The 20,771-nt window shown below is 70.5% G+C and carries 20 protein-coding genes and 1 pseudogene; 8 read left to right on the top strand and 13 right to left on the bottom strand.

Annotated features, from left to right (window positions below; translation table 11 throughout):
* Window positions 1–18 precede the first annotated feature (18 nt).
* On the bottom strand, window positions 19–1,398 hold the full coding sequence (mgtE, locus tag GGQ96_RS10795; protein WP_184114497.1) for a magnesium transporter: 1,380 nt from the start codon (window positions 1,396–1,398) through the stop codon (window positions 19–21).
* 208 nt (window positions 1,399–1,606) lie between these two features.
* On the bottom strand, window positions 1,607–2,617 hold the full coding sequence (locus GGQ96_RS10790) for a polyprenyl synthetase family protein (protein WP_184114495.1): 1,011 nt from the start codon (window positions 2,615–2,617) through the stop codon (window positions 1,607–1,609).
* Window positions 2,618–2,727: 110 nt separating this feature from the next.
* Between GGQ96_RS10790 and GGQ96_RS10785 the strand changes: the two genes are divergently transcribed.
* Together GGQ96_RS10785 and GGQ96_RS10780 are read left to right on the top strand one after the other, a co-directional pair.
* Window positions 2,728–3,060: a chorismate mutase gene (locus GGQ96_RS10785; protein ID WP_184114493.1), complete on the top strand. Its 333-nt coding sequence runs from the start codon at window positions 2,728–2,730 to the stop codon at window positions 3,058–3,060.
* The gene (locus tag GGQ96_RS10780) at window positions 3,057–3,728 is read left to right on the top strand and encodes a nucleoside/nucleotide kinase family protein (protein WP_184114491.1); all 672 of its coding nucleotides are present in this window, start codon (window positions 3,057–3,059) and stop codon (window positions 3,726–3,728) included. Before GGQ96_RS10785 ends, GGQ96_RS10780 begins: the two co-directional genes overlap by 4 nt.
* Window positions 3,729–3,734: 6 nt before the next feature.
* Here the strand turns inward: GGQ96_RS10780 and GGQ96_RS10775 are convergent, their stop codons facing one another.
* Together GGQ96_RS10775 and GGQ96_RS21840 are read right to left on the bottom strand one after the other, a co-directional pair.
* Window positions 3,735–4,679: a cation diffusion facilitator family transporter gene (locus tag GGQ96_RS10775; protein WP_184114489.1), complete on the bottom strand. Its 945-nt coding sequence runs from the start codon at window positions 4,677–4,679 to the stop codon at window positions 3,735–3,737.
* A gap of 129 nt (window positions 4,680–4,808) precedes the next feature.
* Window positions 4,809–4,919 (bottom strand): annotated as a pseudogene (locus GGQ96_RS21840) (PEPxxWA-CTERM sorting domain-containing protein); the annotation flags it as partial.
* Between the two features lie 769 nt (window positions 4,920–5,688).
* Here GGQ96_RS21840 and hrpB point away from each other — a divergent pair.
* Both hrpB and GGQ96_RS10760 read left to right on the top strand, forming a co-directional pair.
* Window positions 5,689–8,142 carry an ATP-dependent helicase HrpB gene (gene hrpB / locus GGQ96_RS10765; protein WP_184114485.1) on the top strand — a complete coding sequence of 818 codons (2,454 nt, stop codon included), beginning with the start codon at window positions 5,689–5,691 and terminating at the stop codon, window positions 8,140–8,142.
* A gap of 10 nt (window positions 8,143–8,152) precedes the next feature.
* Entirely contained in the window at window positions 8,153–8,434 is a 282-nt protein-coding gene (locus GGQ96_RS10760) for an ETC complex I subunit (RefSeq protein ID WP_184114483.1), read from the top strand.
* A 147-nt stretch (window positions 8,435–8,581) separates the two neighbouring features.
* Here GGQ96_RS10760 and GGQ96_RS10755 read toward each other — a convergent pair whose 3' ends face one another.
* Genes GGQ96_RS10755 through GGQ96_RS10740 form a run of 4 tightly spaced genes read right to left on the bottom strand, consistent with a single transcriptional unit; the run spans window position 8,582 to window position 11,239 of the window.
* Window positions 8,582–9,085: an NUDIX hydrolase gene (locus tag GGQ96_RS10755; protein ID WP_184114481.1), complete on the bottom strand. Its 504-nt coding sequence runs from the start codon at window positions 9,083–9,085 to the stop codon at window positions 8,582–8,584.
* Window positions 9,082–9,753, bottom strand: a complete 672-nt coding sequence (locus tag GGQ96_RS10750; RefSeq protein ID WP_184114479.1) for a TPM domain-containing protein — start codon at window positions 9,751–9,753, stop codon at window positions 9,082–9,084. The genes GGQ96_RS10755 and GGQ96_RS10750 overlap by 4 nt, the downstream gene beginning before the upstream one ends.
* On the bottom strand, window positions 9,753–10,640 hold the full coding sequence (locus tag GGQ96_RS10745; RefSeq protein ID WP_184114477.1) for a TPM domain-containing protein: 888 nt from the start codon (window positions 10,638–10,640) through the stop codon (window positions 9,753–9,755). Before GGQ96_RS10745 ends, GGQ96_RS10750 begins: the two co-directional genes overlap by 1 nt.
* Before the next feature lie 5 nt (window positions 10,641–10,645).
* On the bottom strand, window positions 10,646–11,239 hold the full coding sequence (locus GGQ96_RS10740; protein ID WP_184114475.1) for a LemA family protein: 594 nt from the start codon (window positions 11,237–11,239) through the stop codon (window positions 10,646–10,648).
* A 106-nt stretch (window positions 11,240–11,345) separates the two neighbouring features.
* On the opposite strand from GGQ96_RS10740, the gene mscL reads away from it, so the two are divergent.
* The gene (gene mscL, locus GGQ96_RS10735; RefSeq protein WP_184114473.1) at window positions 11,346–11,777 is read left to right on the top strand and encodes a large conductance mechanosensitive channel protein MscL; all 432 of its coding nucleotides are present in this window, start codon (window positions 11,346–11,348) and stop codon (window positions 11,775–11,777) included.
* A 9-nt stretch (window positions 11,778–11,786) separates the two neighbouring features.
* On the opposite strand, the gene GGQ96_RS10730 is transcribed toward mscL, so the two are convergent.
* Together GGQ96_RS10730 and GGQ96_RS10725 are read right to left on the bottom strand one after the other, a co-directional pair.
* Window positions 11,787–12,170 (bottom strand): PaaI family thioesterase, encoded by a 384-nt coding sequence (locus tag GGQ96_RS10730; protein WP_184114472.1) that lies wholly within the window; start codon window positions 12,168–12,170, stop codon window positions 11,787–11,789.
* The gene (locus GGQ96_RS10725) at window positions 12,167–12,607 is read right to left on the bottom strand and encodes a PaaI family thioesterase (protein ID WP_184114471.1); all 441 of its coding nucleotides are present in this window, start codon (window positions 12,605–12,607) and stop codon (window positions 12,167–12,169) included. The genes GGQ96_RS10730 and GGQ96_RS10725 overlap by 4 nt, the downstream gene beginning before the upstream one ends.
* Before the next feature lie 108 nt (window positions 12,608–12,715).
* Here GGQ96_RS10725 and GGQ96_RS10720 point away from each other — a divergent pair, with 108 nt between their 5' ends.
* Complete coding sequence (locus GGQ96_RS10720) at window positions 12,716–13,522, top strand: crotonase/enoyl-CoA hydratase family protein (RefSeq protein ID WP_184114470.1); 807 nt, start codon at window positions 12,716–12,718, stop codon at window positions 13,520–13,522.
* A 55-nt stretch (window positions 13,523–13,577) separates the two neighbouring features.
* Here GGQ96_RS10720 and GGQ96_RS10715 read toward each other — a convergent pair whose 3' ends face one another.
* A complete protein-coding gene (locus GGQ96_RS10715) occupies window positions 13,578–15,308 on the bottom strand; it encodes a M28 family metallopeptidase (RefSeq protein ID WP_246360429.1) in 1,731 nt (576 codons plus the stop codon).
* Between the two features lie 104 nt (window positions 15,309–15,412).
* Between GGQ96_RS10715 and pepN the strand changes: the two genes are divergently transcribed.
* Complete coding sequence (gene pepN, locus GGQ96_RS10710; protein WP_184114469.1) at window positions 15,413–18,007, top strand: aminopeptidase N; 2,595 nt, start codon at window positions 15,413–15,415, stop codon at window positions 18,005–18,007.
* On the top strand, window positions 18,004–18,843 hold the full coding sequence (locus tag GGQ96_RS10705; RefSeq protein ID WP_184114468.1) for a Rossmann-fold NAD(P)-binding domain-containing protein: 840 nt from the start codon (window positions 18,004–18,006) through the stop codon (window positions 18,841–18,843). Before pepN ends, GGQ96_RS10705 begins: the two co-directional genes overlap by 4 nt.
* Here the strand turns inward: GGQ96_RS10705 and GGQ96_RS10700 are convergent.
* Window positions 18,753–19,664: a DMT family transporter gene (locus GGQ96_RS10700; protein ID WP_184114467.1), complete on the bottom strand. Its 912-nt coding sequence runs from the start codon at window positions 19,662–19,664 to the stop codon at window positions 18,753–18,755. The genes GGQ96_RS10705 and GGQ96_RS10700 overlap by 91 nt on opposite strands.
* Window positions 19,661–20,662 (bottom strand): threonine aldolase family protein, encoded by a 1,002-nt coding sequence (locus GGQ96_RS10695; RefSeq protein WP_184114466.1) that lies wholly within the window; start codon window positions 20,660–20,662, stop codon window positions 19,661–19,663. Before GGQ96_RS10695 ends, GGQ96_RS10700 begins: the two co-directional genes overlap by 4 nt.
* Between the last annotated feature and the right edge of the window lie 109 nt (window positions 20,663–20,771).

Here is a 20,771-nt window from a genome sequence, read left to right as displayed (position 1 = left end):
ACCCCGGGGTACGGCACGTTACAGCAGCGTGCCGTGCAGGATGACCAGCGCGATCGAGAAATAGATCACCAGCCCGGTGACATCGACCAGGGTGGCGACGAAGGGCGCGGAGGCGCTGGCGGGATCGAAGCCCAGCCGTTGCAGGGCGAAGGGCAGCATCGATCCGGCCAGCGAACCGAAGGTGACGATGCCGATCAGCCCCGCGCCGACCGTGGCGGCGATCAGCGGCCAGTGCGGGCCATAGTCGTAGAAGCCGAAAGCCTGCCATGCCGCGATCCGCGCCATGCCGAGCAGCCCCAGGATCGCGCCCAGCACCAGCCCGGTCGGTATCTCGCGGAACGCCACGCGCCACCAGTCGCGTAGCCGGACCTGGTGCAGCGCCAGCGCGCGGATGATCAGCGAGGTCGCCTGGCTGCCGCTATTGCCGCCCGAACTCATGATGAGCGGGATGAACAGCGTCAGCACGATCGCGCGTTCCAGCTCGCTTTCGAAATGCTGCATCGCGCTGGCGGTCAGCATCTCCGACAGGAACAGCGCGCACAGCCAGCCGGCCCGCTTGCGGATCATGGCGCCGAAGCCGGTGTCGAGATAGGGCCGGCCGAGCGCGGCGACGCCGCCGAACCGCTCGCTATCCTCGGTCGCCTCGGCGACGATCACGTCGAGCACGTCGTCGACCGTGACGATGCCGAGCAGCCGCCGGTGCGCGTCGACCACCGGCACCGCCAGCAGGTCGTGCCGCGCGATCTGGCGCGCCACATCCTCGCGGTCGGCATCGGGCGCGGTGGTGACCGGATCGGACGGGGCGAGGCTGCGGACGACGGCGTCGGGCTCGGCGGAGATCAGCCGGCGCAGCGACAGCGCCCCGGTCAGCCGGCCGGCGGGGTCGAGCAGGTAGAGCGCATAGATGGTCTCGCGGCTGCGCTCCACCGTGCGGATATGGTCCAGCGCCTGGGCGACGGTGATCCCCTCCGCCACCGCGACGAACTCGGTCGTCATCAATCCGCCCGCGCTGTCCGTCGGCCAGGCGAGCAGTCGGCGCAGCGACTGGCGGACCGGCGGCGGCAGCAGCGCCAGCACCGCCTCCGCCTCGCCCGCGGCCAAGTCGGCGAGCAGGTCTGCGGCGCGGTCCTCGGCCATGGCGGCGATCAGCGTCGCGCTCTCGGCGAAGGACAGGGCGGCGAGCGTGCGGGCCGCGCCATGATATTCGGGCTGCTCCAGCACGCGCACCGCATCGGCGGGGTCGAGCGTGCGCAGCATCGCGGCGGCGGCCTGGGGCGTCTCGCGGCTCAGATGCTCGGCGATGTCGGCCGGATAGGGCGCCGGAGAAGGGGCGGGGCCGTTCGCCGCCGGGAGAAAGCCGATGCCGGCCCGCGCGCCGGCGATGGGATCGTTCGTCATCGTCTCAACCTCGCCAGCCGCACGATCCGCCGGCGGGCGAGCTGGACCGGAGCCTAGCGGACGACCACCGAGGAGCGTGCGGCTCTACTGGAACTGTCGCTGGACATGTTCTCGCTTCCGAAACGGAGTGACCGTCACTCCGAGGCCGGCCTCTGGTCCCCTGGGCCGGGTCTGTCAACCGGCCGGAATGGCCGGGGCAGCAGGGCGGTCAATAGGCGCGGGCGACCGCGAACTCGACCGCCTCGATCATCGCATCCTTGGCGCGGCCATCGGCGAAGCCGGCGATCGAGTCGATCGCGCGCTGCCCGTAGTGGCGGGCGCGGGCCAGCGTGTCGTCGACCGCGCGGGTCTGGCGCACCAGGCTGATGGCATGGGCGAAATCCGCGTCGCCGGCGCGCCGCCCCTCGACCGCGTCCTTCCAGAACTTGCGATCCTCGGCGGAGCCGCGGGCATAGGCGAGGATGACCGGCAGCGTCATCTTGCCCTCGCGGAAATCGTCGCCGGCATCCTTGCCCATCGTGCCCGCGTCCGAGACATAGTCGATCGCGTCGTCGACCAGCTGGAAGGCGATGCCGAGATTGCGGCCATAGGCGTCGAGCGCCATCTCCTCCGCCTCGGACCGCTCCGCCACCACCGCGGCGATGCGGCAGGCGGCGGCGAACAGCGCCGCGGTCTTGGCGCCGATGATGTCGAGATAGCGATCCTCGCCCAGGTCGACGCGGCGCGCGGCGGTGAGCTGGTTGACCTCGCCTTCCGCGATCACGGCCGAGGCGTTGGACAGGATCTTCAGCACCTTCAGGCTGCCGTCCTCGACCATCAGCTCGAACGAGCGGCTGAACAGGAAGTCGCCGACCAGGACGCTGGCTGGGTTGCCCCAGATGATGTTGGCGGTGCGCCGGCCACGCCGCAGGTCCGACCCGTCGACGACATCGTCGTGCAGCAGCGTCGCGGTATGGATGAACTCCACCGACGCGGCGAGCCGGTGGTGGCGCGTGCCGTCATAGCCGATCAGCTGCGCGCTCGCGAGCGTCAGCATCGGGCGCATCCGCTTGCCGCCGCCCGCGATCAGATGGCCGGCCAGTTCCGGGATCAGCGGGATGTCGGACCGCATCCGGTCGAGGATCACCGCGTTCACCGCGGCCATGTCGCCGGCGACGAGCTGCAGCATCGGCTCCAGCGAGGGGGTCGTGGTCTTCAGGCGGTGGACGGTCGCGGTCATCCTCGCCCAAGTGGCCGCCCCCGCGCGCGAACGCAAGTTTTACGTACACCGAAAAACATGGAAACCGGCGGCCACATCCCGCAAAGGGCGACGGAAGGAGCCCGAGCCCCATGAACCAAGCCCCGACGTCATCCCCGGCCCCGACCGTCAGCGACGATGTGTTGAGCGGATATCGCCAGTCGATCGACAATATCGACGCGGCGCTGGTGTGCATGCTGGCGGAGCGGTTCCGCGTCACCCAGGCGGTCGGCGTCTACAAGGCGGAGAAGGGCCTGCCCCCCGCCGACCCGGGGCGCGAGGAGCGGCAGATCGCGCGGCTCCGCCGGCTGGCCGAAGAGGCGCAGCTCGATCCGGAATTCTCCGAGAAGTTCCTGCGCTTCATCATCGACGAGGTGATCCGCCACCACGCGCGCCACCAGTCGCAGGCGCAGACGCCGGCATGACCGGTTTCCTGCTGGCGATCGAGGGCGGCGACGGCGCGGGCAAGGCGACCACCGCGGCGGAGATCGTCGCGCTGGCGCGAGAGGCCGGGCGCAGCGCCACGCTGCTGTCCTTTCCGCGCTATGCCGATACGATCGGCGGCCATGTGCTGGGCGATTATCTGGCCGGACGGCTGCCCCATGCCGCCTCGCCGCGCGCGGCGGCGGTGCTCTACGCGCTCGACCGGTTCGAATCGGCGGCGGCGATCGCCACCGCGGCCGCCGGGCACGAACTGGTGGTGTTCGACCGCTACATCGCCTCCAACATGGCGTATCAGGCGGCGCAGGTGCCGGCCGGGGAGGCGGCCGGGCTGATGGACTGGATCGCGCGGCTGGAGGTGACGCAGTTCGGCCTGCCGCGTCCCGACCTCTCCATCTATCTCGATACGCCGGCCGAGGTGGCGCGCGACCTGATCCGCCGCAAGCGCCAGCGCAGCTACACCGACGCGACCTTCGACGCCTATGAGGCGGACCAGGCGCTGCAGCAGCGGGTACGCGCCAATTATGCGGCGATGGTGGCGGGCGGCGACGCGCTGATCGGCCGCTGGGCGACGCTGCCGACCATCAGCAACGGCGCGCTCAGGCCGCCGCGCGACATCGCGGCGGCGGCGCTGGCGCTGGTCGAGCGCTGAGCGCGCTCAGCAGACGTGGTGGTGGCGCATCGCGTCGCCGGATTCGACCTGCAGGGTCGCATGGCCGATCCCGAACCGGTCCTTCAGCACGCCGTGCACGCGGTCGAGAAAGGCGTCGCCGGGAGGGCCGGCGGGCATCACGAGATGCGCGGTCAGCACCGGCTCGGTCGTCGACATCGGCCAGATGTGGAGGTCGTGCACCGCCGTCACGCCATCGAGCGCGAGCAGCGCCGCCTGGACCCGGTCGTAATCGATGCCGCGCGGCACCGCGGCCAGCGACATCTCCACCGTTTCGCGCAGCAGGCCCCAGGTCTGCCAGAAGATCAAGGCGGCGATGACGATGCTGACCAGCGGGTCGATCCATCCGATCCCCGTCCACCAGATCACCACGCCCGCCGCGACCACTCCGGCCGAGACCGCCGCGTCGCCCAGCATGTGCAGATAGGCACCGCGGATATTGACGTCGCCATGCCGCCCGCCCGCGAACAGCCAGGCGGTGACGGCGTTGACCGCGATGCCCAGCCCCGCGACCATCGACACGGTCAGCCCGGCCAGCGGCGGCGGCGCATCGAACCGCTGCGCCGCCTCCAGCACGATCGCGCCCAGGGCGATCATCAAGAGCAGCGCATTGGCCAGCGCCGCCAGGATCGTCGACCCCTTCAGCCCATAGGTGAAGCGCTTGGTCGGCGGCGTCCGCGCCAGCGTCGCGCCGCCCCAGGCGACCGCCAGCCCCAGCACGTCCGACAGATTGTGGCCGGCGTCCGCCAGCAGCGCGACCGACCCGGTCCACAGCCCCGCCGCCGCCTCGCCCAGCACATAGAGGATGTTGATCGTGATCCCGATCGCGAAGGCGCGGTCGAAATTGGCGGGGGCGTGCGAATGGCCGTGGCCATGGGCATGGCCATGCGCATGATCATGTCCATGGCCGTGATGATGATGATGTCCGCTCACGCTCGCCTTTTATCGCGGAAAGCGATGGGGCGAAACTGTCGGCTCCGTCATCCGGGCGTCATCCTCGCATAACGAAACGCCGCCGCTCCCCCCGGAACGGCGGCGTCGCTCAACAGCGAGGAACGGTCATCAGGCGAAGACAGCCCGCGTCGCACGGCGACGATAGCGCGCCGATGCGCCGAGCATGGCGAAGCCGACCATCATCATCGCCCAGGTGGCGGGTCCGGGAACGGCGGCGACGGTGCCGGAGAATTGCACCTCGCCGATGCTGTAGAGCTGGTCGCCGGCGCGGCCGGTGACGACCACGCGGGTCGCCAGCGTCGGGGCGAGATCCGTCCTGAAGCTTTGCAGGAGACCGCCGTTATAAGGCGAAAATTCAAAATAGCGGCTGAGCGTGCCGCCGTTGAAGAACGAGAAGGTGTAATAGTCATTCCCGTCGGCGATCATATTGATTCCGGTAACGCTGCTCAATTCCGCAAAGGAATACGTCAAATTCGTATTGCGTCCTAGAAGATTAGGGCCAAATTGCACGGAATTGGAAAGATTCCATTCGGTGCCGACGGCAGGGAAAATGCCATCATTCGCGATCTGGGGGTCGTTTCGGGTCGGGCCGTCGACGGTCAATGTCGCCGGCAGGACCGCAGCCATGGAAGGTGCTGCGATAGATAGAAATGCACCTGCAAGTGACAGCTTCGTCAATGTCCTCACGGTTCAACCCCCAAAAGCCGCAACAATTCTTCGTTACTGCTGAAGGAATACAAATGAATTATTAACCGTAAATTCCGGGAGACTACGTAATTTTAACGAAGATCTAGGTGAGTTCTTACTTAGGCTTTGATTTCCAATGTTTATGATACTCGTTCCGAATGGTTTCGACAAAGTCGGAAGGCGCGACGGCACATGGACCGGTTAGGCGCGCCTGTCGCATCGCTTTGTGGCAAGGAAAGGCCATGCCGCACGCCTATCCATCCGACCGCCGCATCGACTCCCCTTCGCGAACGGCCGCCGCATGACTGCCCTGCCGATCGAAGCCGTGCTGCCCGACCTGCTCCAGGCGCTGCGCGACTGCCCGAACGCGGTGCTGGTCGCGCCGCCCGGCGCCGGCAAGACCACGGCGGTCGCGCCCGCCCTGCTCGCCGAGCCATGGTGCACGGGCGAGATCCTGCTGCTGTCGCCGCGCCGACTTGCGGCGCGGGCGGCGGCGGAGCGGATGGCGGACCTGGCGGGGGAGCCGGTTGGGCAGCGTTTCGGCTATGCGACGCGGATGGACAGCCGTCGCTCCGCCGCGACGCGCGTGACAGTGGTGACCGAGGGCATCTTCGTCGCGCGCATCCAGGCCGATCCCGAACTGGCGGGGGTATCGGCGGTGCTGTTCGACGAAGTGCACGAGCGCAATCTGGACGGCGATTTCGGTCTGGCGCTGGCGCTCGACGCGCAGGCGGGCTTGCGGCCGGACCTTCGCATTGTCGCCATGTCGGCGACGCTGGACGGTGCGCGCTTCGCCACGCTGCTGGCGGGCGCGCCGGTGATCGAGAGCGAGGGGCGAAGCTATCCGCTGACGCTGCGCCATCTCGGCCGCGACGCGACCCGGCGGGTGGAGGATGCGGTGGCCGGCGCGATCCGCCAGGCGTTGCGCGACGAAGAGGGCGGCGTGCTCGCCTTCCTGCCCGGCGTCGCCGAGATCGAGCGGGTGGCCGAGCGGCTCGACTCGCTGCCGGAGGGGGTGATGCTCCACCGGCTGCACGGCAGCCTCGACCCCGCCGAGCAGCGCGCCGCGATCCGGCCCTCCCCGGACCGCAAGGTCGTGCTGGCCACCGGCATCGCCGAGACCAGCCTGACGCTGGACGGCATCCGCGTGGTGGTCGATTCGGGGCTGGCGCGCCGCCCCCGCTACGACCGGGCGGCGGGGATGACGCGGCTGGTGACCGAGCGGGCCAGCCAGGCGGCGGTGACGCAGCGCGCCGGCCGCGCCGCGCGCCAGGGGCCGGGCGTCGCCTATCGCCTTTGGGAGGAGGCGGCGACCGCCGGTCTACCGCGCTTCGACCCGCCCGAGATCGTCGAGGCGGACCTGTCCGGCCTGGTGCTGGCCTGCGGGATCTGGGGCGTGCGCGATCCGCGCGACCTGTTGTGGCTCGACCCGCCCCCCGCCGCCGCCGTGGACGAGGCGCGCGGCCGGCTGCGGGCGCTGGACGCGATCGACGGCGACGGCCGGCCGACCGCGCATGGCCGCCGCATCGCCGCCATGCCGATGCCACCGCGCCTGGCGCATATGCTGGCGGTCGCCGCCGGACATGGCCTGGGGCCGGTCGCGGCGGAGGTGGCGGTGCTGCTGTCCGAACGCGGCACCGGCGGCCTCGACGCCGATCTGGAGGTGCGCCGCCGCCGCTGGCGCAGCGAGCGCGGCAGCAAGGCGGAGGCGGCGCGGAAACTGGCGCAGCGCTGGGCGAAGATGGTCGCCGACCGACAGGGCGGGGCGGGGCCGGCGGCCGACACGCCGGGGGCGGAAGCGGCCTGCATCGCGCTCGCCTTCCCCGACCGGGTGGCGCGGCGGCGCGACACGTCGGGGGAAAGCTGGGCTTCGGTCGGCGGGCGCGGCTTCCGGCTCGATCCCGCCAGCCCGCTCGCCCGCGCCGAATGGCTGGCGGTGGCGGAGACGCAAGGCGCGGCGTCCGGCGCGCGGATCCTCGCCGCCGCCGCGACCGACCTCCTCACGATCGAGACGCTGTTCGCCGACAAGATCGAGACGGTGCGCACCGTCCGCTTCGACCCCGATACCGGCGGCGTGCAGACGCTGCGCGAACGCCGGCTGGGCGCGCTGCGGCTGCAATCGGGACCGGACAGCGGCGCCGACCCGCAGGCGATCGTCGCCGCGCTGGTCGAGGGGGTGCGGGCACATGGCCTCGATCGCTTGACCTGGAGCGAGGGCGCCCGCCAGCTCCGCGACCGCGCCGCCTATGCCGGGCTGGACGTATCCACGGGGTTGGTCGAGCGGCTCGACACGTGGCTGCCGCCGCTCCTCGCGGGTCGCCGCCGGCTCGACCAAATCCCGTCCGGCGAACTGACCGAGGCGATCCGGGGCGTGATCGGCTGGGACGCGCTGCGCCGCATCGACCGGCTCGCCCCGCCGCATTTCACCAGCCCGGCCGGCTCCACCCATGCGATCGACTATGCCGCCGAGGGCGGCCCGCGCGTCGAGCTGCGGCCCCAGGCCTTGTTCGGGCTGGCGGTGCATCCGACGGTGGGCGAGGCGCGGGTGCCGCTGGTCCTGTCGCTGACCTCGCCCGCCGGCCGGCCGATCCAGACGACGCGCGACCTGCCCGGCTTCTGGGCGGGAAGCTGGGCCGATGTCGCGCGCGAGATGCGTGGCCGCTACCCGCGCCATCCCTGGCCCGACGATCCTGCCGCCGCCCCGGCGACGCTGCGCACCAAAAAGGCGGATGCAAGAGCCGCCGGTTCACGGTAGGAAGCGCGCCATGGCAACCGCACGCATCTTCCAGCGCCCGAAGAATTCCATGCAGTCCGGCCGGGCCCGGACCGACCAGTGGCAGCTCGAATTCGAGCCGGCCGAGCCCAAGCACGCCGACCCGCTGACCGGCTGGGCCGGCAGCGGCGACACGCGCGACCAGATCCGCCTGCTCTTCCCGACGCTGGAAGCCGCGATCGCGCATTGCGAGCGCGAGGGGCATGACTACACCGTCGTGCCCGCGCCGAAGAAGACGCTGAAATTGCAGGCGTACGCCGACAATTTCCGCTGATCGCGGGTGAACGGTTTCCCTTCTCCTGTTCCCCGGCGAAGGCCGGGGCCAGTTGGGAGACGTCGGTAACGGCGCGCAGCGCTCCATTACACCTGCCTTCCCAACTGGGCCCCGGCCTTCGCCGGGGAACAGTTAGGGGGAATCAGCCTACAGTGTCGCCAGATCCAGCAACAACAGGATTTTGGCATCGATCCCCAGCCCTGCGGCCCGCTTCTCGCGCAGGAAGCCCGGCACCGTGGCGAGCGGCACGCGATGGACGGTGATGTCCTCCTCGGGCGATCCGCCACCCTCGCCGACCCGCGTCAGGCCGGTGGCGCGCACCACGGTGAAGCTCTCCGAGGTCATGCCCGGCGAGGAGTAGAAGAGGCCCAGGTCCTCGACCGTGTCGGCCCGGTAGCCGGTTTCCTCCTCCAGTTCGCGCCGCGCCGCCACCGCAGTCGATTCGCCGGCGGTTTCGTCGCCGACCAGCCCGGCGGGCAGTTCCAGGCAGCGCTTGCCGACCGGGATGCGATATTGCTCGACCAGGATGATGTCCTCGCCGTCGAGCGCGACGATCACCGCCGCGCCGATCTGGCCCTGGCGCTCGGCATATTCCCAGCTTCCCTGCTGGCGCACGGTGAGGAACCGGCCCTGCCACTTCAACTCGCTCATATTTCGATCACCCGATCCGGCAGTTCGTTGATGTCCTCGGCGTCACGCGGAAAATGCTCCGCCAGCACCGCACCGATCCGCTCGATCGCCGCCGCCATGCCGTCGCCGGGCCGGTCGTCCTTCACCGCCGCGATCAAGACGGCCATCGCCTCGCCCCATATTTCCGGCGCGACGCGGCTGTGGATGGGCGCGTCGGCGACCAGCTCGGCGCGATGTTCGGCCAGCGACAGATAGAGGAGGACGCCCGTTGCCCCCCGCGTGCGCGACTCGACCGCCGTCCGGAACAGCAGCAGGGCGCGCCGCCGCACCCGCCGCGCCCTGGTCGCGCGCGGGGTGAGGGCCAGCCGCATGGGCGTGGAAACGAGCAGCAGCCGCACCAGCAGGAAGGCGATGGTGGTCGCGACCAGCCCGACCAGGAACAGCGAGGCCGCCGGCGGCGGTCCGTCCCAGGGGCTGGCGATCAGGCCGTGCAGCGCCTCCGCCGCGCCGGGGATCGCCGCCAGCAGCGCCAGCACCAGCAGCATCGCCAGCACCGCCCAATGCAGCGCGACGTCGTGATAGGCGTCGGACTGGACGGCCACGATCGGCACGATCTCGCCATTGGTGCGCGCCTCCGCCGCGGTCACCGCCGCCGCGACCTTGGCGCGGTCCGTGTCGCTCAGCCGCATCACCAGTCTCCCGAGGCGCCGCCGCCCCCGAAATCGCCGCCGCCGCCGCCGGTGAAGCCGCCACCGCCCCAGCTACCGTCGGAGCCGCCGCCATCGCCGCCGCCGCCCCAGCCGGAGCCACCGCCCCAGCCGCCACCCCGGGAGCGGCCGATCTCGTTGGCGATGCCCCACAGCACGATGGGCAGGGCCGAACCGGAATCGTCCGACCGGTCATCCCATGGGCCGCGGCGATAGCGCCGACCACGACCGCCGCGCCGGAAGATCATAGGCAGCACGACGAAGGCGAGGATGATCAGCCAAAAGACCAGCGCCACCGGCACGCCGCCGCTGCCCGAGGGACTTCGGCGATGCTCGCGGTCGAACCGGGCGATGGCGGCGTCGGTCCGGGCCTTGGCCTCGTCCGGACTGGCGCGCAGCTGTTGGATGATCTGGTCGGCGCCGGCTTCGATCGCCTGCGGCACCTTGTCGTCGCGGATCAGCGGCAACATCGTCTGGTAGATGATGACGCTGGACAGGGCGTCGGTCAGGATCGGCTCCAGCCCGCGCCCCACCTCGATCCGGGGGCCGCGCTGGCCGGCGGGGTTGCCCGGCGCGAGCAACAGGATCGCGCCGTTGTTCACGTCGCCCAAACCGACGCCCCAGGCCCGGCCAAGCCGATAACCATAGTCGGACAAGGGGTAGCCCTGCGTGTCCGGCACCGTCACCACGACCAGCTGCCGCTTGGTGTCGCGTTGCAGTGCCTCCAGCTTCTGCGTCAGCGCGGCGCGCTCGGCCGGCGACAGGACATTCGCCTGGTCGACCACCAGCCCCGTGAACTTGGGGAAGGTCTGTGCCACCGCGACCTGCGCGGTGAGCAACAGGAGGAACGCCGCCAGCCAGCGCACCATGCCGGTCAGCTCGCATTCCCGAAATTGACCGTCGGCGCGGTGTCCGCGCCCGGCGTGGTCGCGCTGAACGGCACGATCGGCTTGGCGTCGTAGAAGATGCGCGCGCCGACCGCGTCGGGGAAGGTGCGGATGCGGGTGTTATAGGCCTGTACCGCCGTGTTGTAGTCCTGGCGGGCGATGCTGATCCGGTTCTCGGTGCCTTCGAGCTGGCTCATCAGCGTGGTGTAGTTGCCCTGGCTCTTCAGCTCCGGATAGGCCTCCTGCAGGCGCTGCAGGTTGAGCGTCACCGCGCTCTGCGCCCGCTCGAAATTGGCCAGCTTGGCCGGATCGGTCAGGTCGTCGCCGCTGAGGCGCACCTGGTTGGCGGCGGCGCGGGCGCGCGTCACCTCGGTCAGGATGTCCTTCTCCTGCGCGCCGGCGGCCTTCACCGTCGACACCAGGTTGGGGATCAGGTCGGCACGGCGCTGATACTGGTTCTGCACGTCCGCCCAGCGCGCCTTGGCATTCTCCTCGGCGGTCGGGATGCTGTTGATTCCGCAGCCCGACAGGGCAGCGGCCGCCACCAGGGCGGGAATGACCGGCACGAAACGACGCGACATGGAGCCTCCTCAATCTGTCCTACCCATATAGGACACCCGTATCGCTTGGCGAAGAGGGTTTCGACGACTACGCTCCAGATCAGGATTTGGTGCAAGGGGAGCCACGATGCTCAAGGAATTCAAGGCGTTCATCGCACGCGGCAATGTCCTGGACCTGGCGGTCGCCGTCATCATCGGCGCGGCGTTCGGCCGGATCGTGACCTCGCTGACCGAGGATGTGCTGATGCCGGTGATCGGCAAGATCTTCGGGGGCCTGGACTTCTCCAGCTACTTCCTGACCCTGGGGCCGGTGCCGGCGGCGCTGCGAGGCTCGACCGACTATGCCGCCCTGAAGAAGGCGGGCGTGCCGCTGCTCGGATATGGCGAGTTCATCACCCAGGCGGTCAATTTCCTGATCGTCGCCTTCATCATCTTCCTGATCGTGCGCTCGGTGAACAAGCTGATGCCCAAGCCCGAGGTCGCCGCGCCGGTCGAGCCGGCCGACGTTACGCTGCTGCGCGAGATCCGCGACGAGCTGAAGGGGCGACCGCGCGTCTGACCGGCGGCGTCAGGGCCGCTCGATCAGGTAGTTGAGCCGCGCCGCCGCGATCGGCCGGGCGCGGTCGTCCTGCCAGGCGACGGCCTCGACATTGGCGATCCGGGTGCCCAGCCGAGTGACCGTGCCGACGCCGCGGGTCGGTCGCTCGCGACCGCCGCGCATATAGTCGACCGTCACCGTGATCGGCTTGATCCGGCCGCCGCCCTCGGCCTGCAAGGCCTGGTCGAGCGCGGCGATCGCCGCCATCTCCAGGAGGCCGGCGATCGCGCCGCCATGGACGAAGCCGGGTCGGCCAAGGACCGGCTCGCCGAACGGCAGCAGCAGCACGGGCGGTCCGTCGCCTTCCGCTTCGATCGCAATGCCGAGCAGCGCGGCGTAGGGCGGTGGGGTCATGCCCGGGCCTGCTTCGCCGGAGCGTCCATGAGCATGAAGGTGCCGGCGACATGCGCGATCGGGTCGGCGGGGTCCCGATGATAGGCGATGCCGCGCACGAACGCGACCGCGCGCGCCAGCCGATAGCATTCGCCGCGCCCGATCACCGTCTCGCCGGGCGTGGCCGGGCGGCAATAATCGACGCGCAGGTCGAGCGTCGCATGCGGCGCGAAGACGCCGCGCCGGGTCCACACCGCCATGCTGGTCGCCATGTCCATCAGCGTGACGATCGGGCCGGACGCCAGGACGCCGGTCGAGGGGTCGCCGACCTGGTCGGCGGCATAGGGCAGGGCGAGCTCCACCCAGTCCTCCGCCTTGGCGTGGTAGCGGATGCCCAGCCGGCCACCATGGCCATACTGGTCCAGCCGGGTGAAGCGGGCGGGATCGAACGCGGTCATGCCGCTGTGGTAAGCGGGCCGGGCGGTCGGGCGCAAGCACTGGCGGGGCCCCTCGACACCGGCGGGCCGCCGCGCCACACTCACCCGGAGGCAGGAGAGGAGGAGGCCATGACCGATCGGGTCGCACTGACCATCGCGGAGGGGATCGCGCATGTCCGGCTGGCGCGGGGCGACAAGCTGAACGCGCTCGATCCGGCGATGTTCGAGGCGCTGGCGGCGGCGATCGAGCGGCTGGCCGGGGCCAGCGACGTGCGCTGCGTCCTCTTGTCGGGCGAGGGGCGGGGGTTTTGCGCCGGACTCGACATGGCGGCGATGGCGGGCATGGCGGGGATGCAGGCGGGCGGAACCGGCGGATTGCTGACCGCCGAGCGGACCCATGGTCTCGCCAATCTGGCGCAGCAGGTCGCCTGGGGGTGGCGGACGCTACCCCAGCCGGTGGTCGCGGCGCTGCACGGCGTGGTGCTGGGCGGCGGCCTTCAGGTCGCGAGCGGCGCGGACGTCCGGCTGGTCGCAGGCGATGCCCGGCTGTCGGTGCGCGAGCTGCACTGGGGGATCGTGCCGGACATGGCCGGTTTCGCGCTGTGGCGGGGGACGGTGCGCGACGACGTGCTGCGCGAATGCACCTATACCGCGCGCGAGTTCGACGGGGCGGAGGCGGTGGCGCTGGGCTTCGCGACGCGCGTCGCCGCCGATCCGCTGGCGGAGGCGCAGGCGCTGTGCCGGGCCATCGCCGGCCGCAACCCGGATGCGATCCGCGCCGCCAAGCGCCTGTTCGCAGTCGCCGCGGACGGTGACGCGGCGACGATCCTGCGCGCCGAGAGCGACGAACAGGCCCGGCTGCTCGGCACCGCCAACCAGCGCGAGCAGGTGATGGCGAACATGGAGAAGCGCGCGGCGCGGTTCCGGGACGGTTGAGGGTGGCCGCGCTTCCTCTTCGTTCCCCGGCCTTCGCCGGGGAACAGGAAGGGCCTCACTTCGCCGCGGTCGCACCCTTGTACAATCGCCCGAAATAGTCGTCGCGGTTCCACAGCGGCCGCTGCGCGCCATCGGCGATCTCGCGCGCGATGCGGTAGTTGACGTCGACGAAGCGCACCCCCTGGTCCCATAGGATCGGCTGGGTCAGGTCGTCGGACGGCTTGTGGTAGTTGGTGGACATGAAATGCTCCACCGCGGCCTTGCCCGGCCCCTTCTGTCCCGGCCACAGGAAGACCGAGGGGATGCCCTTCTGGACGAAGCGGAAATGGTCGGAACGGACGAAGATGCCCTGTTCCGGCATCGGGTCGGGCGACAGGTCGACGCCGGCGCTGTTCACCGCGCGGCGCACGATCGGCCCCAGGGTCGAGCGGTCGGCGCCGTAGACGATCATGTCCTCAAACGGATAGAGCAGGATCGGCATGTCGAGGTTGACGTCGGCGACGATGGTTCCGAGCGGCACGGTCGGGTGGTTGACGAAATAGTCGGAGCCGACCAGTCCCTTCTCCTCGCCGGTCACCGCCAGGAACATCACAGTGCGCTTGGGGGCGGTGCCGTCGGTCTTGAAGCGGCGCGCCTCCTCGATCAGGCTGGCGATGCCGATGGCATTGTCCAGCGCGCCATTGTTGATCGCGTCGCCATTCACCGGGGTGCCGACGCCGATATGGTCGAGATGCGCCGACAAGACCACGACCTGGTCCTTCAGCGCCGGATCGCTGCCGGGGACCAGCCCGACGACGTTGCTGCTCTCGGCCGGGGTGATGCTGGTCCTCGTCGTGACCGCCAGCGTGCCCGGCAGCGCGACCGGACGATAGCGGGGCGCCGGCTTCGCGGCCTGGGCGACGATCTTGCTCCACGGCGTTCTGGCGCCGGCGAACAGCTTGGCGGCGCCGGCCGGGCCCAGCGTGCCCAGCATCGCGATCGGCTCGCCATTGCCGGTGCCGTCGGGCCGGGCCCAGGTCATGCGCGCGCGATCGTACGTCTCCGCCAGCTTGGCCATCGCTTCCGGGGTCAGCGTCGCGCTGGCGAGCTGGATCGCGCCGACCGCGCCATGCGCGGCGGCGGTGCGCAGCTTGGTCTGGGGGGAGCCGAAAAAGGCGCGTTCCTCGCCGCCGAAGCGCGCGGGCGCGCCGGCGAAGAACAGCACGATCTTGCCGCGCACATCCACGCCCTTGAAGTCGTCATGGCCATATTGCGGGGCGTCGATGCCCTGGCCGACAAAGACGACCGGCGCGGACAGGCTGGCTTCCCGGTGCGTCGCGTCGGCGGCGGGGATATAGTCCTGGCCGAACACCAGCGGCTGGGGCTGTCCCTTGGACGGCGTCAGCACGAAGCGGCCCTGGCCCTCCGCCTTGTAGCGGACCAGCGGCACGCGCTGCAGATAGTCGCCCCGGTCGCCGCCCGGACGCAGGCCGGCGGCATAGAATTGCGCGGCGACATACTGCGCGGCGATGTCGAATTCCGGGCTGCCGGCCTCGCGCCCCTTCATCGCGTCGGACGCGAGGAACAGGACATGGGCCTTCATCGCGGCCTGGTCGGCCGGCAGCGGCGCGGCGAGCCGCGCGTTGATCGCGGCCGGATCGGGGTTGGTCGGCTCGGGCTTGGGCGGCTCGGGCTTGGTCGGGGCGGCGATCGGGGCAGGGGCGGCCCGGGTCGCTGGCGGCACGGTCTGCGCCAGGGCGGTGGTGGAAAGCGCCATCGCCAGAAGCGCGGCCGGAAAAACGTGCATCCTCAATCCCTAACTGGTGTCGCTCGTGACTATCACAGCGAGGCGGCGTCGCAAGCCTGACGCAAGGCGATGGAACCATCGCGCGCGCCGACTATAACAGGGGCATGGACATGCCCAACAGCCTCGCCGCGCCCCAGACGATCCGCCGGGGCGATTACCGCCCGCCCGCCTGGATGGTGCCCGAGACGCGACTGGATTTCGACCTCGATCCCGCCGCGACTCGCGTCCATGCGACGCTGACCGTGACGCGCAACGGCGCGGATGCCGGCCCGTTGCGGCTGGACGGCGCTGGGCAGGCGGTGCAGGCGGTGCGCGTCGATGGCGTGGCGGTCGACGACTGGGCGCTGGAGGGCGAGACGTTGATCGTGCCGCTGGCGGGTGACGCGCATGTCGTCGAGACCGAGGTGACGATCGCGCCCGACCGCAACACGCAGTTGATGGGCCTCTACGCCAGCGGCGGCATCCTCTGCACGCAATGCGAGGCGGAGGGTTTCCGCCGCATCACCTATTTCCCCGACCGGCCCGACGTGCTCAGCCGCTACTCGGTGCGGATGACGGCGGACCGGGCGCGTTATCCGGTGCTGCTGTCGAACGGCGATCCGGTGGCGAGCGGCGTGCAGGACGATGGCCGCCACTGGGCCGAATGGAACGATCCCTTTCCCAAGCCCAGCTATCTCTTCGCGCTGGTCGCGGGCGAGCTGGCGGTCAATCGCGGGTCGTTCACCACCCAGTCCGGCCGCGCGGTGGAACTCGGAATCTGGGTGCGCGCCACCGACCTGCCGCGGACCGACCATGCGCTCCATGCCCTGAAGCTGTCGATGGCCTGGGACGAGCGCGTCTATGGCCGCGAATATGACCTGGACGTGTTCAACATCGTCGCCGTCGACGACTTCAACTTCGGCGCGATGGAGAACAAGGGGCTGAACATCTTCAACAGCCGCTACATCCTCGCCGATCCCGACACCGCCACCGATTACGACTATGACGCGATCGCGGCGGTCGTGGCGCATGAATATTTCCACAATTGGACCGGTAACCGGATCACCTGCCGCGACTGGTTCCAGCTCTCGCTGAAGGAAGGCTTCACCGTCTATCGCGACCAGAGTTTCTCGGCCGACCAGGGATCGGCGGCGGTCAAGCGGATCGAGGATGTGCGCGGCCTGCGCGCCAGCCAGTTCCCCGAGGATGCCGGCCCGCTGGCGCATCCGGTGCGGCCCGAGGCCTATCAGGAGATCAACAACTTCTACACGGCGACCATCTACAACAAGGGCGCCGAGCTGATCCGGATGATGGCGACCATCCTGGGACCGACCGATTTCCGCGCCGCCACTGACCTGTATTTCCGCGAATTCGACGGCACGGCGGCGACCTGCGAGGACTTCGTGCGCTGCATGGAGCGGGCGAGCGGGCGCGACCTGTCGCGCTTCCGCCTGTGGTACAGCCAGGCAGGCACGCCGCGCCTCTCCGCCAGCCTGTTGCACAGCGCGGGGGGCGGCCGGGCGACGTTGCGCCTCGCGCAGCATGTGCCGGCGACGCCGGGCCAGCCGATCAAGGCGCCGATGGTCCTGCCGCTCAAGCTCCGCCTGTTCGGCGCGGAGACCGGCCGCCCGCTGACCGAGGAGCGGCTGGTGCTGCTCGACGAGGCCGACGAGACGCTGGTGTTCGAGGCGGTGACCGAGCGGCCGGTGCTGTCGATCAACCGCGGCTTCTCCGCGCCCGTGGTGGTCGAGAGCGATCGCAGCGCCGCCGACCTCGCCTTCCTGTCGGCGCAGGACGACGATCCCTTCGCCCGGTACGAGGCGATGCAGCAGCTGATGCTCGACACCCTGGTCGCCGCCACCATCTCGGGCGAGGACCGGCACCAGGCGGTGGTCGATGCGGTCGCCAACACGCTGGACGATCCCGAGCTCGACCGCGCCTTCGTGGCGGAGGCGGTGCTCTTGCCGTCCGAGGCGTTCGTCGGCGACCAGCTCGCCGAGGTCGACCCGGAGGCGATCCACCAGGCGCGCGAGGCGCTGCGTCGCGCGCTGGGCGGGGCGTTGCACGATCGCTGGGCGCATCTTTACGCCGCCAACGCGCAGGGTGGCTATGTCTATTCGCCCGAGGCCAAGGGCAAGCGCCGGCTGCGCAATGTGGCGCTCGGCTATCTCGCGGCGTCGGGCGCGCCCGAAGTCGGCGCGCTGGCCTGGCGGCAGTTCGAGGCGGCGGACAATATGACCGATCGACAGGCGGCGCTGAACACCCTGGCCAATGGCGATTTCGCCGAGCGGCCAGCGGCGCTGGACGCCTTCTACCGCCGCTATGCCGGCAACAGCCTGGTCATCGACAAATGGTTCCAGACCCAGGCGTTATCGACCCGCGACGATGCGGCCGACGCGGTGGTGGCGCTGGCCCGGCATCCGGACTTCACCCTGGCCAATCCCAACCGCGCCCGCGCGCTCGTCGGCGCGTTCGGGGTCAACCAGCGCGCGTTCAACCGGGCGGACGGCGCCGGCTATCGCTTCCTGGCCGACCAGCTCCTCCAGCTCGACCGGCTGAACCCGCAGACCGCCGCCAAGCTGCTGCCGCCGCTCGGCCGCTGGCGGCGGTTCGATGCGCCGCGCGCCGCGCTGATGCGCGCCGAGCTGGAGCGGATCGTCGCCCAGCCGGGCCTGTCCAAGGATCTGTTCGAACAGGCCTCGAAGAGCCTGGCCGGATGAGCGGCCGGCGGCTGCTGGTCTTCGGCCTGGGCTATAGCGCCGGGCGACTGGCGGCGCGGCTTACGGCTGAGGGCTGGGTGGTGATCGGCACCACCCGCGACGGGCGCGACGGGAGCCTGCGGTTCGACGACGTGGACGCGGTGCGGCCGGCGCTGGCGGCGGCCAGCCATGTCCTGGCCTCGATCCCGCCGGACGAGGATGCGGGCGACCCGGTGCTGGCGCGCTATGGCGGCGGGCTGGCGGGCCGGTGGCTCGGCTATCTGTCGTCGACCGGCGTGTATGGCGATGCGGGGGGCGGCTGGGTGGACGAGACCGCGCCGACCGGCACCGGCCGCCGCTCCGCTCGCGCCGCCGCCGATGCGGACTGGCTGGCCCGCGGGGCGCATGTGTTCCGCCTGCCCGGCATCTACGGCCCCGGCCGCTCGCCGCTCGACCGGGTGCGGGCGGGGACGGCGCACCGCACCGATGCCGACAATCTGTTCAGCCGCGTCCATGTCGACGATATCGTGTCGGGGGTGATCGCCGGGTTCGACGCGCCGCCGGGGGCCTATAATCTGACCGACGACCATCCCGTCTCGCCCAATGCCGTCACCGAATATGCCGCCGCCCTGCTGGGGATGCCCGCGCCGCCGGTGCGACCGATCGAGGCGCTGCCGCGCATGGCGCGCGGCTTCTATGCGGAGCGGCGGCTGGTGGCGAACGGCAAGGCCAAACGCGTGCTGGGCTGGACGCCCGCCTATCCCGATTACCGCGCCGGCCTGCGCGCGGTCAGCGCCACGACCAGTCCCGCCCCGGCAAGCGCCGCGCCGCCGGCCGCCAGCGGCGACCAGCGGTAGTTTTCGAACAGGGTCGACAACAGCATCGCGATCACGGGCACGATGACGCTGCTATAGGCCGCCTTGGCCGGGCCGATCACGCGCAGCACGCCATAATAGAGCGGGAAGGCGAGGGCGGAGGCGAAGAGCGCCAGATAGAGGATGCCGAGCAGATAGCCGATCCGCATCTCGACGACCGGCGGCCCGACGGTCAGGAACGCGAACACCGCGTCCAGCCCCGCGCCGATCAGCATCGCCACCGCCAGCGTCGGCAGCATCGGATAGCGTTTCGCGGTCGGCGTCGCCTGGAGCACATTGGCGCTGGATGCGGACAGGATGGCGAGCAGCGTCCAACCGATCCCGGTCAGCGCGGTGGCGGGGCCGTGCGGGTCGCTGCGCACCTCGTGCACGAACAGCAGCGCGACGCCCGCCATCGCGATGCCGGAGCCGACCAGCAGCTGCCGCCCCAGCCTTTGTCCCAGGAAAAGACGCGCGAGCAGCGCGTTGGGCACCAGCAGCAGCGCGAACACCACCGCCACCAAGCCGGAGGTGATGAACGCCTCCGCCCGGTAGACGAAGTTGAAGTTGAGCACGAATTGCAGCGTGCCGATCGCCGCCGCGAACAGCCAGCCGGCGCCGTCCAGCCGCACCCGCTCCCCCTTGGCGCGCGCGAAGGCGAACATGGCGAGGCCGGCGATCAGGAAGCGATAGGTGACCGACCAGCTCGCCGGCACCACGCTGATCTGGTCGCGGATCACCAGCCAGGTCGACCCCCAGATCAGCGTGACGATCGCGAACGGGACCAGGATGCGTGCGCGCGTCGACTGCGGCCGCGCCATCATAGCGCGGCGATCGCCTCGGCCAGTGCGGCGACATGGCCCGCGTCGCTGTCCCAGGCGGTGACCAGCCGGACCTCGCCCGCCGCCCAGTCGTAGAAGTCGAAGCCTCGGGCGCGGAGCATCGCGGCCTCGGCGGGGGTGGCGCGCAGGAAGACTTCGTTCGCCTCGACCGGATGGACCAGCCGGTCGCCCGCCGCCGCGCCGATCGTCGCGGCGCGCGCGTTGGCGGCGCGGCCATTGGCGATCCACAGGTCGTCGTCGAGCATCGCGTGGATCTGCGCGGCGAGATAGCGGCCCTTGGACATCAGCAGCCCGGCACGCTTGCGGCGGCGCAGGGTCGCTTCCGCCAGGCCGGGGTCGAAGAAGACCAGCGCCTCCGCCGACATCGCGCCATTCTTGACGAAGCCGAAGGACAGAGCCTCCACGCCCGCGCGCCAGGTCACCTCGGCGGGGGTGCAGCCGGTGCTCGCCACCGCATTGGCGAAGCGCGCCCCGTCCATGTGCAGCCGCCAGCCGCGCGCCCGGCACAGCGCGCCGATCGCCGCGACCTCGTCCGGGCGATAGACCAGGCCATATTCGGTGGCGTTGGTGAGCGACACCGCATGCGGCTGCACGCGATGCACGTCGTTGGCGATGCTGTCGGCGAGCGTCGCGATCGTCTCCGGCGTCAGCTTCGCGCCCACGCCTTCCGCCAGCATCAGCTTGGCGCCGTGCGTGTAGAATTCGGGCGCGCCGCCCTCGTCATTCTGGATATGCGCGTCGCGGTGGCAGATCACGCCGGCATAGGGTGGGCAGAGCGCCGCCAGCGCCAGGCAATTGGCGGCGGTGCCGGTCGGCACCCAGAGCGCGCGCACCGGCGTCTCGAACAGCGTCGACAGCCGGTCATCCAGGCCGCGCGACCAGCGATCGCCGTCATAGGCGGTGTCGAGCGTGTTCGCCTCCGCCATCGCGGCCAGCACGGCGGGGTGAACGGGGGCGGCGTTGTCGGAGAAGAAGCGCATGGCCGGTGCTCTGGGTCAGGCGCACGCGTTCCGTCAACGATTCTGTCATGCGTTCAGGACTTTGACGTCAGGACATATGAAACGTATATGATCCGTATCGGATTTGGAG

This window comes from Sphingomonas abaci (genome assembly GCF_014199625.1).
Taxonomy (GTDB): domain Bacteria; phylum Pseudomonadota; class Alphaproteobacteria; order Sphingomonadales; family Sphingomonadaceae; genus Sphingomonas; species Sphingomonas abaci.
This window is presented reverse-complemented; position numbering and strand designations above follow the sequence as displayed.

Coding starts and splice junctions, on each gene's coding strand:
- mgtE (WP_184114497.1), bottom strand. CDS start 1,398: ATGACGAACGATCCCATCGCCGGCGCGCGGGCCGGCATCGGCTTTCTC.
- GGQ96_RS10790 (WP_184114495.1), bottom strand. CDS start 2,617: ATGACCGCGACCGTCCACCGCCTGAAGACCACGACCCCCTCGCTGGAG.
- GGQ96_RS10785 (WP_184114493.1), top strand. CDS start 2,728: ATGAACCAAGCCCCGACGTCATCCCCGGCCCCGACCGTCAGCGACGAT.
- GGQ96_RS10780 (WP_184114491.1), top strand. CDS start 3,057: ATGACCGGTTTCCTGCTGGCGATCGAGGGCGGCGACGGCGCGGGCAAG.
- hrpB (WP_184114485.1), top strand. CDS start 5,689: ATGACTGCCCTGCCGATCGAAGCCGTGCTGCCCGACCTGCTCCAGGCG.
- GGQ96_RS10760 (WP_184114483.1), top strand. CDS start 8,153: ATGGCAACCGCACGCATCTTCCAGCGCCCGAAGAATTCCATGCAGTCC.
- GGQ96_RS10755 (WP_184114481.1), bottom strand. CDS start 9,085: ATGAGCGAGTTGAAGTGGCAGGGCCGGTTCCTCACCGTGCGCCAGCAG.
- GGQ96_RS10750 (WP_184114479.1), bottom strand. CDS start 9,753: ATGCGGCTGAGCGACACGGACCGCGCCAAGGTCGCGGCGGCGGTGACC.
- GGQ96_RS10745 (WP_184114477.1), bottom strand. CDS start 10,640: ATGGTGCGCTGGCTGGCGGCGTTCCTCCTGTTGCTCACCGCGCAGGTC.
- GGQ96_RS10740 (WP_184114475.1), bottom strand. CDS start 11,239: ATGTCGCGTCGTTTCGTGCCGGTCATTCCCGCCCTGGTGGCGGCCGCT.
- mscL (WP_184114473.1), top strand. CDS start 11,346: ATGCTCAAGGAATTCAAGGCGTTCATCGCACGCGGCAATGTCCTGGAC.
- GGQ96_RS10730 (WP_184114472.1), bottom strand. CDS start 12,170: ATGACCCCACCGCCCTACGCCGCGCTGCTCGGCATTGCGATCGAAGCG.
- GGQ96_RS10725 (WP_184114471.1), bottom strand. CDS start 12,607: ATGACCGCGTTCGATCCCGCCCGCTTCACCCGGCTGGACCAGTATGGC.
- GGQ96_RS10720 (WP_184114470.1), top strand. CDS start 12,716: ATGACCGATCGGGTCGCACTGACCATCGCGGAGGGGATCGCGCATGTC.
- GGQ96_RS10715 (WP_246360429.1), bottom strand. CDS start 15,308: ATGCACGTTTTTCCGGCCGCGCTTCTGGCGATGGCGCTTTCCACCACC.
- pepN (WP_184114469.1), top strand. CDS start 15,413: ATGGACATGCCCAACAGCCTCGCCGCGCCCCAGACGATCCGCCGGGGC.
- GGQ96_RS10705 (WP_184114468.1), top strand. CDS start 18,004: ATGAGCGGCCGGCGGCTGCTGGTCTTCGGCCTGGGCTATAGCGCCGGG.
- GGQ96_RS10700 (WP_184114467.1), bottom strand. CDS start 19,664: ATGATGGCGCGGCCGCAGTCGACGCGCGCACGCATCCTGGTCCCGTTC.
- GGQ96_RS10695 (WP_184114466.1), bottom strand. CDS start 20,662: ATGCGCTTCTTCTCCGACAACGCCGCCCCCGTTCACCCCGCCGTGCTG.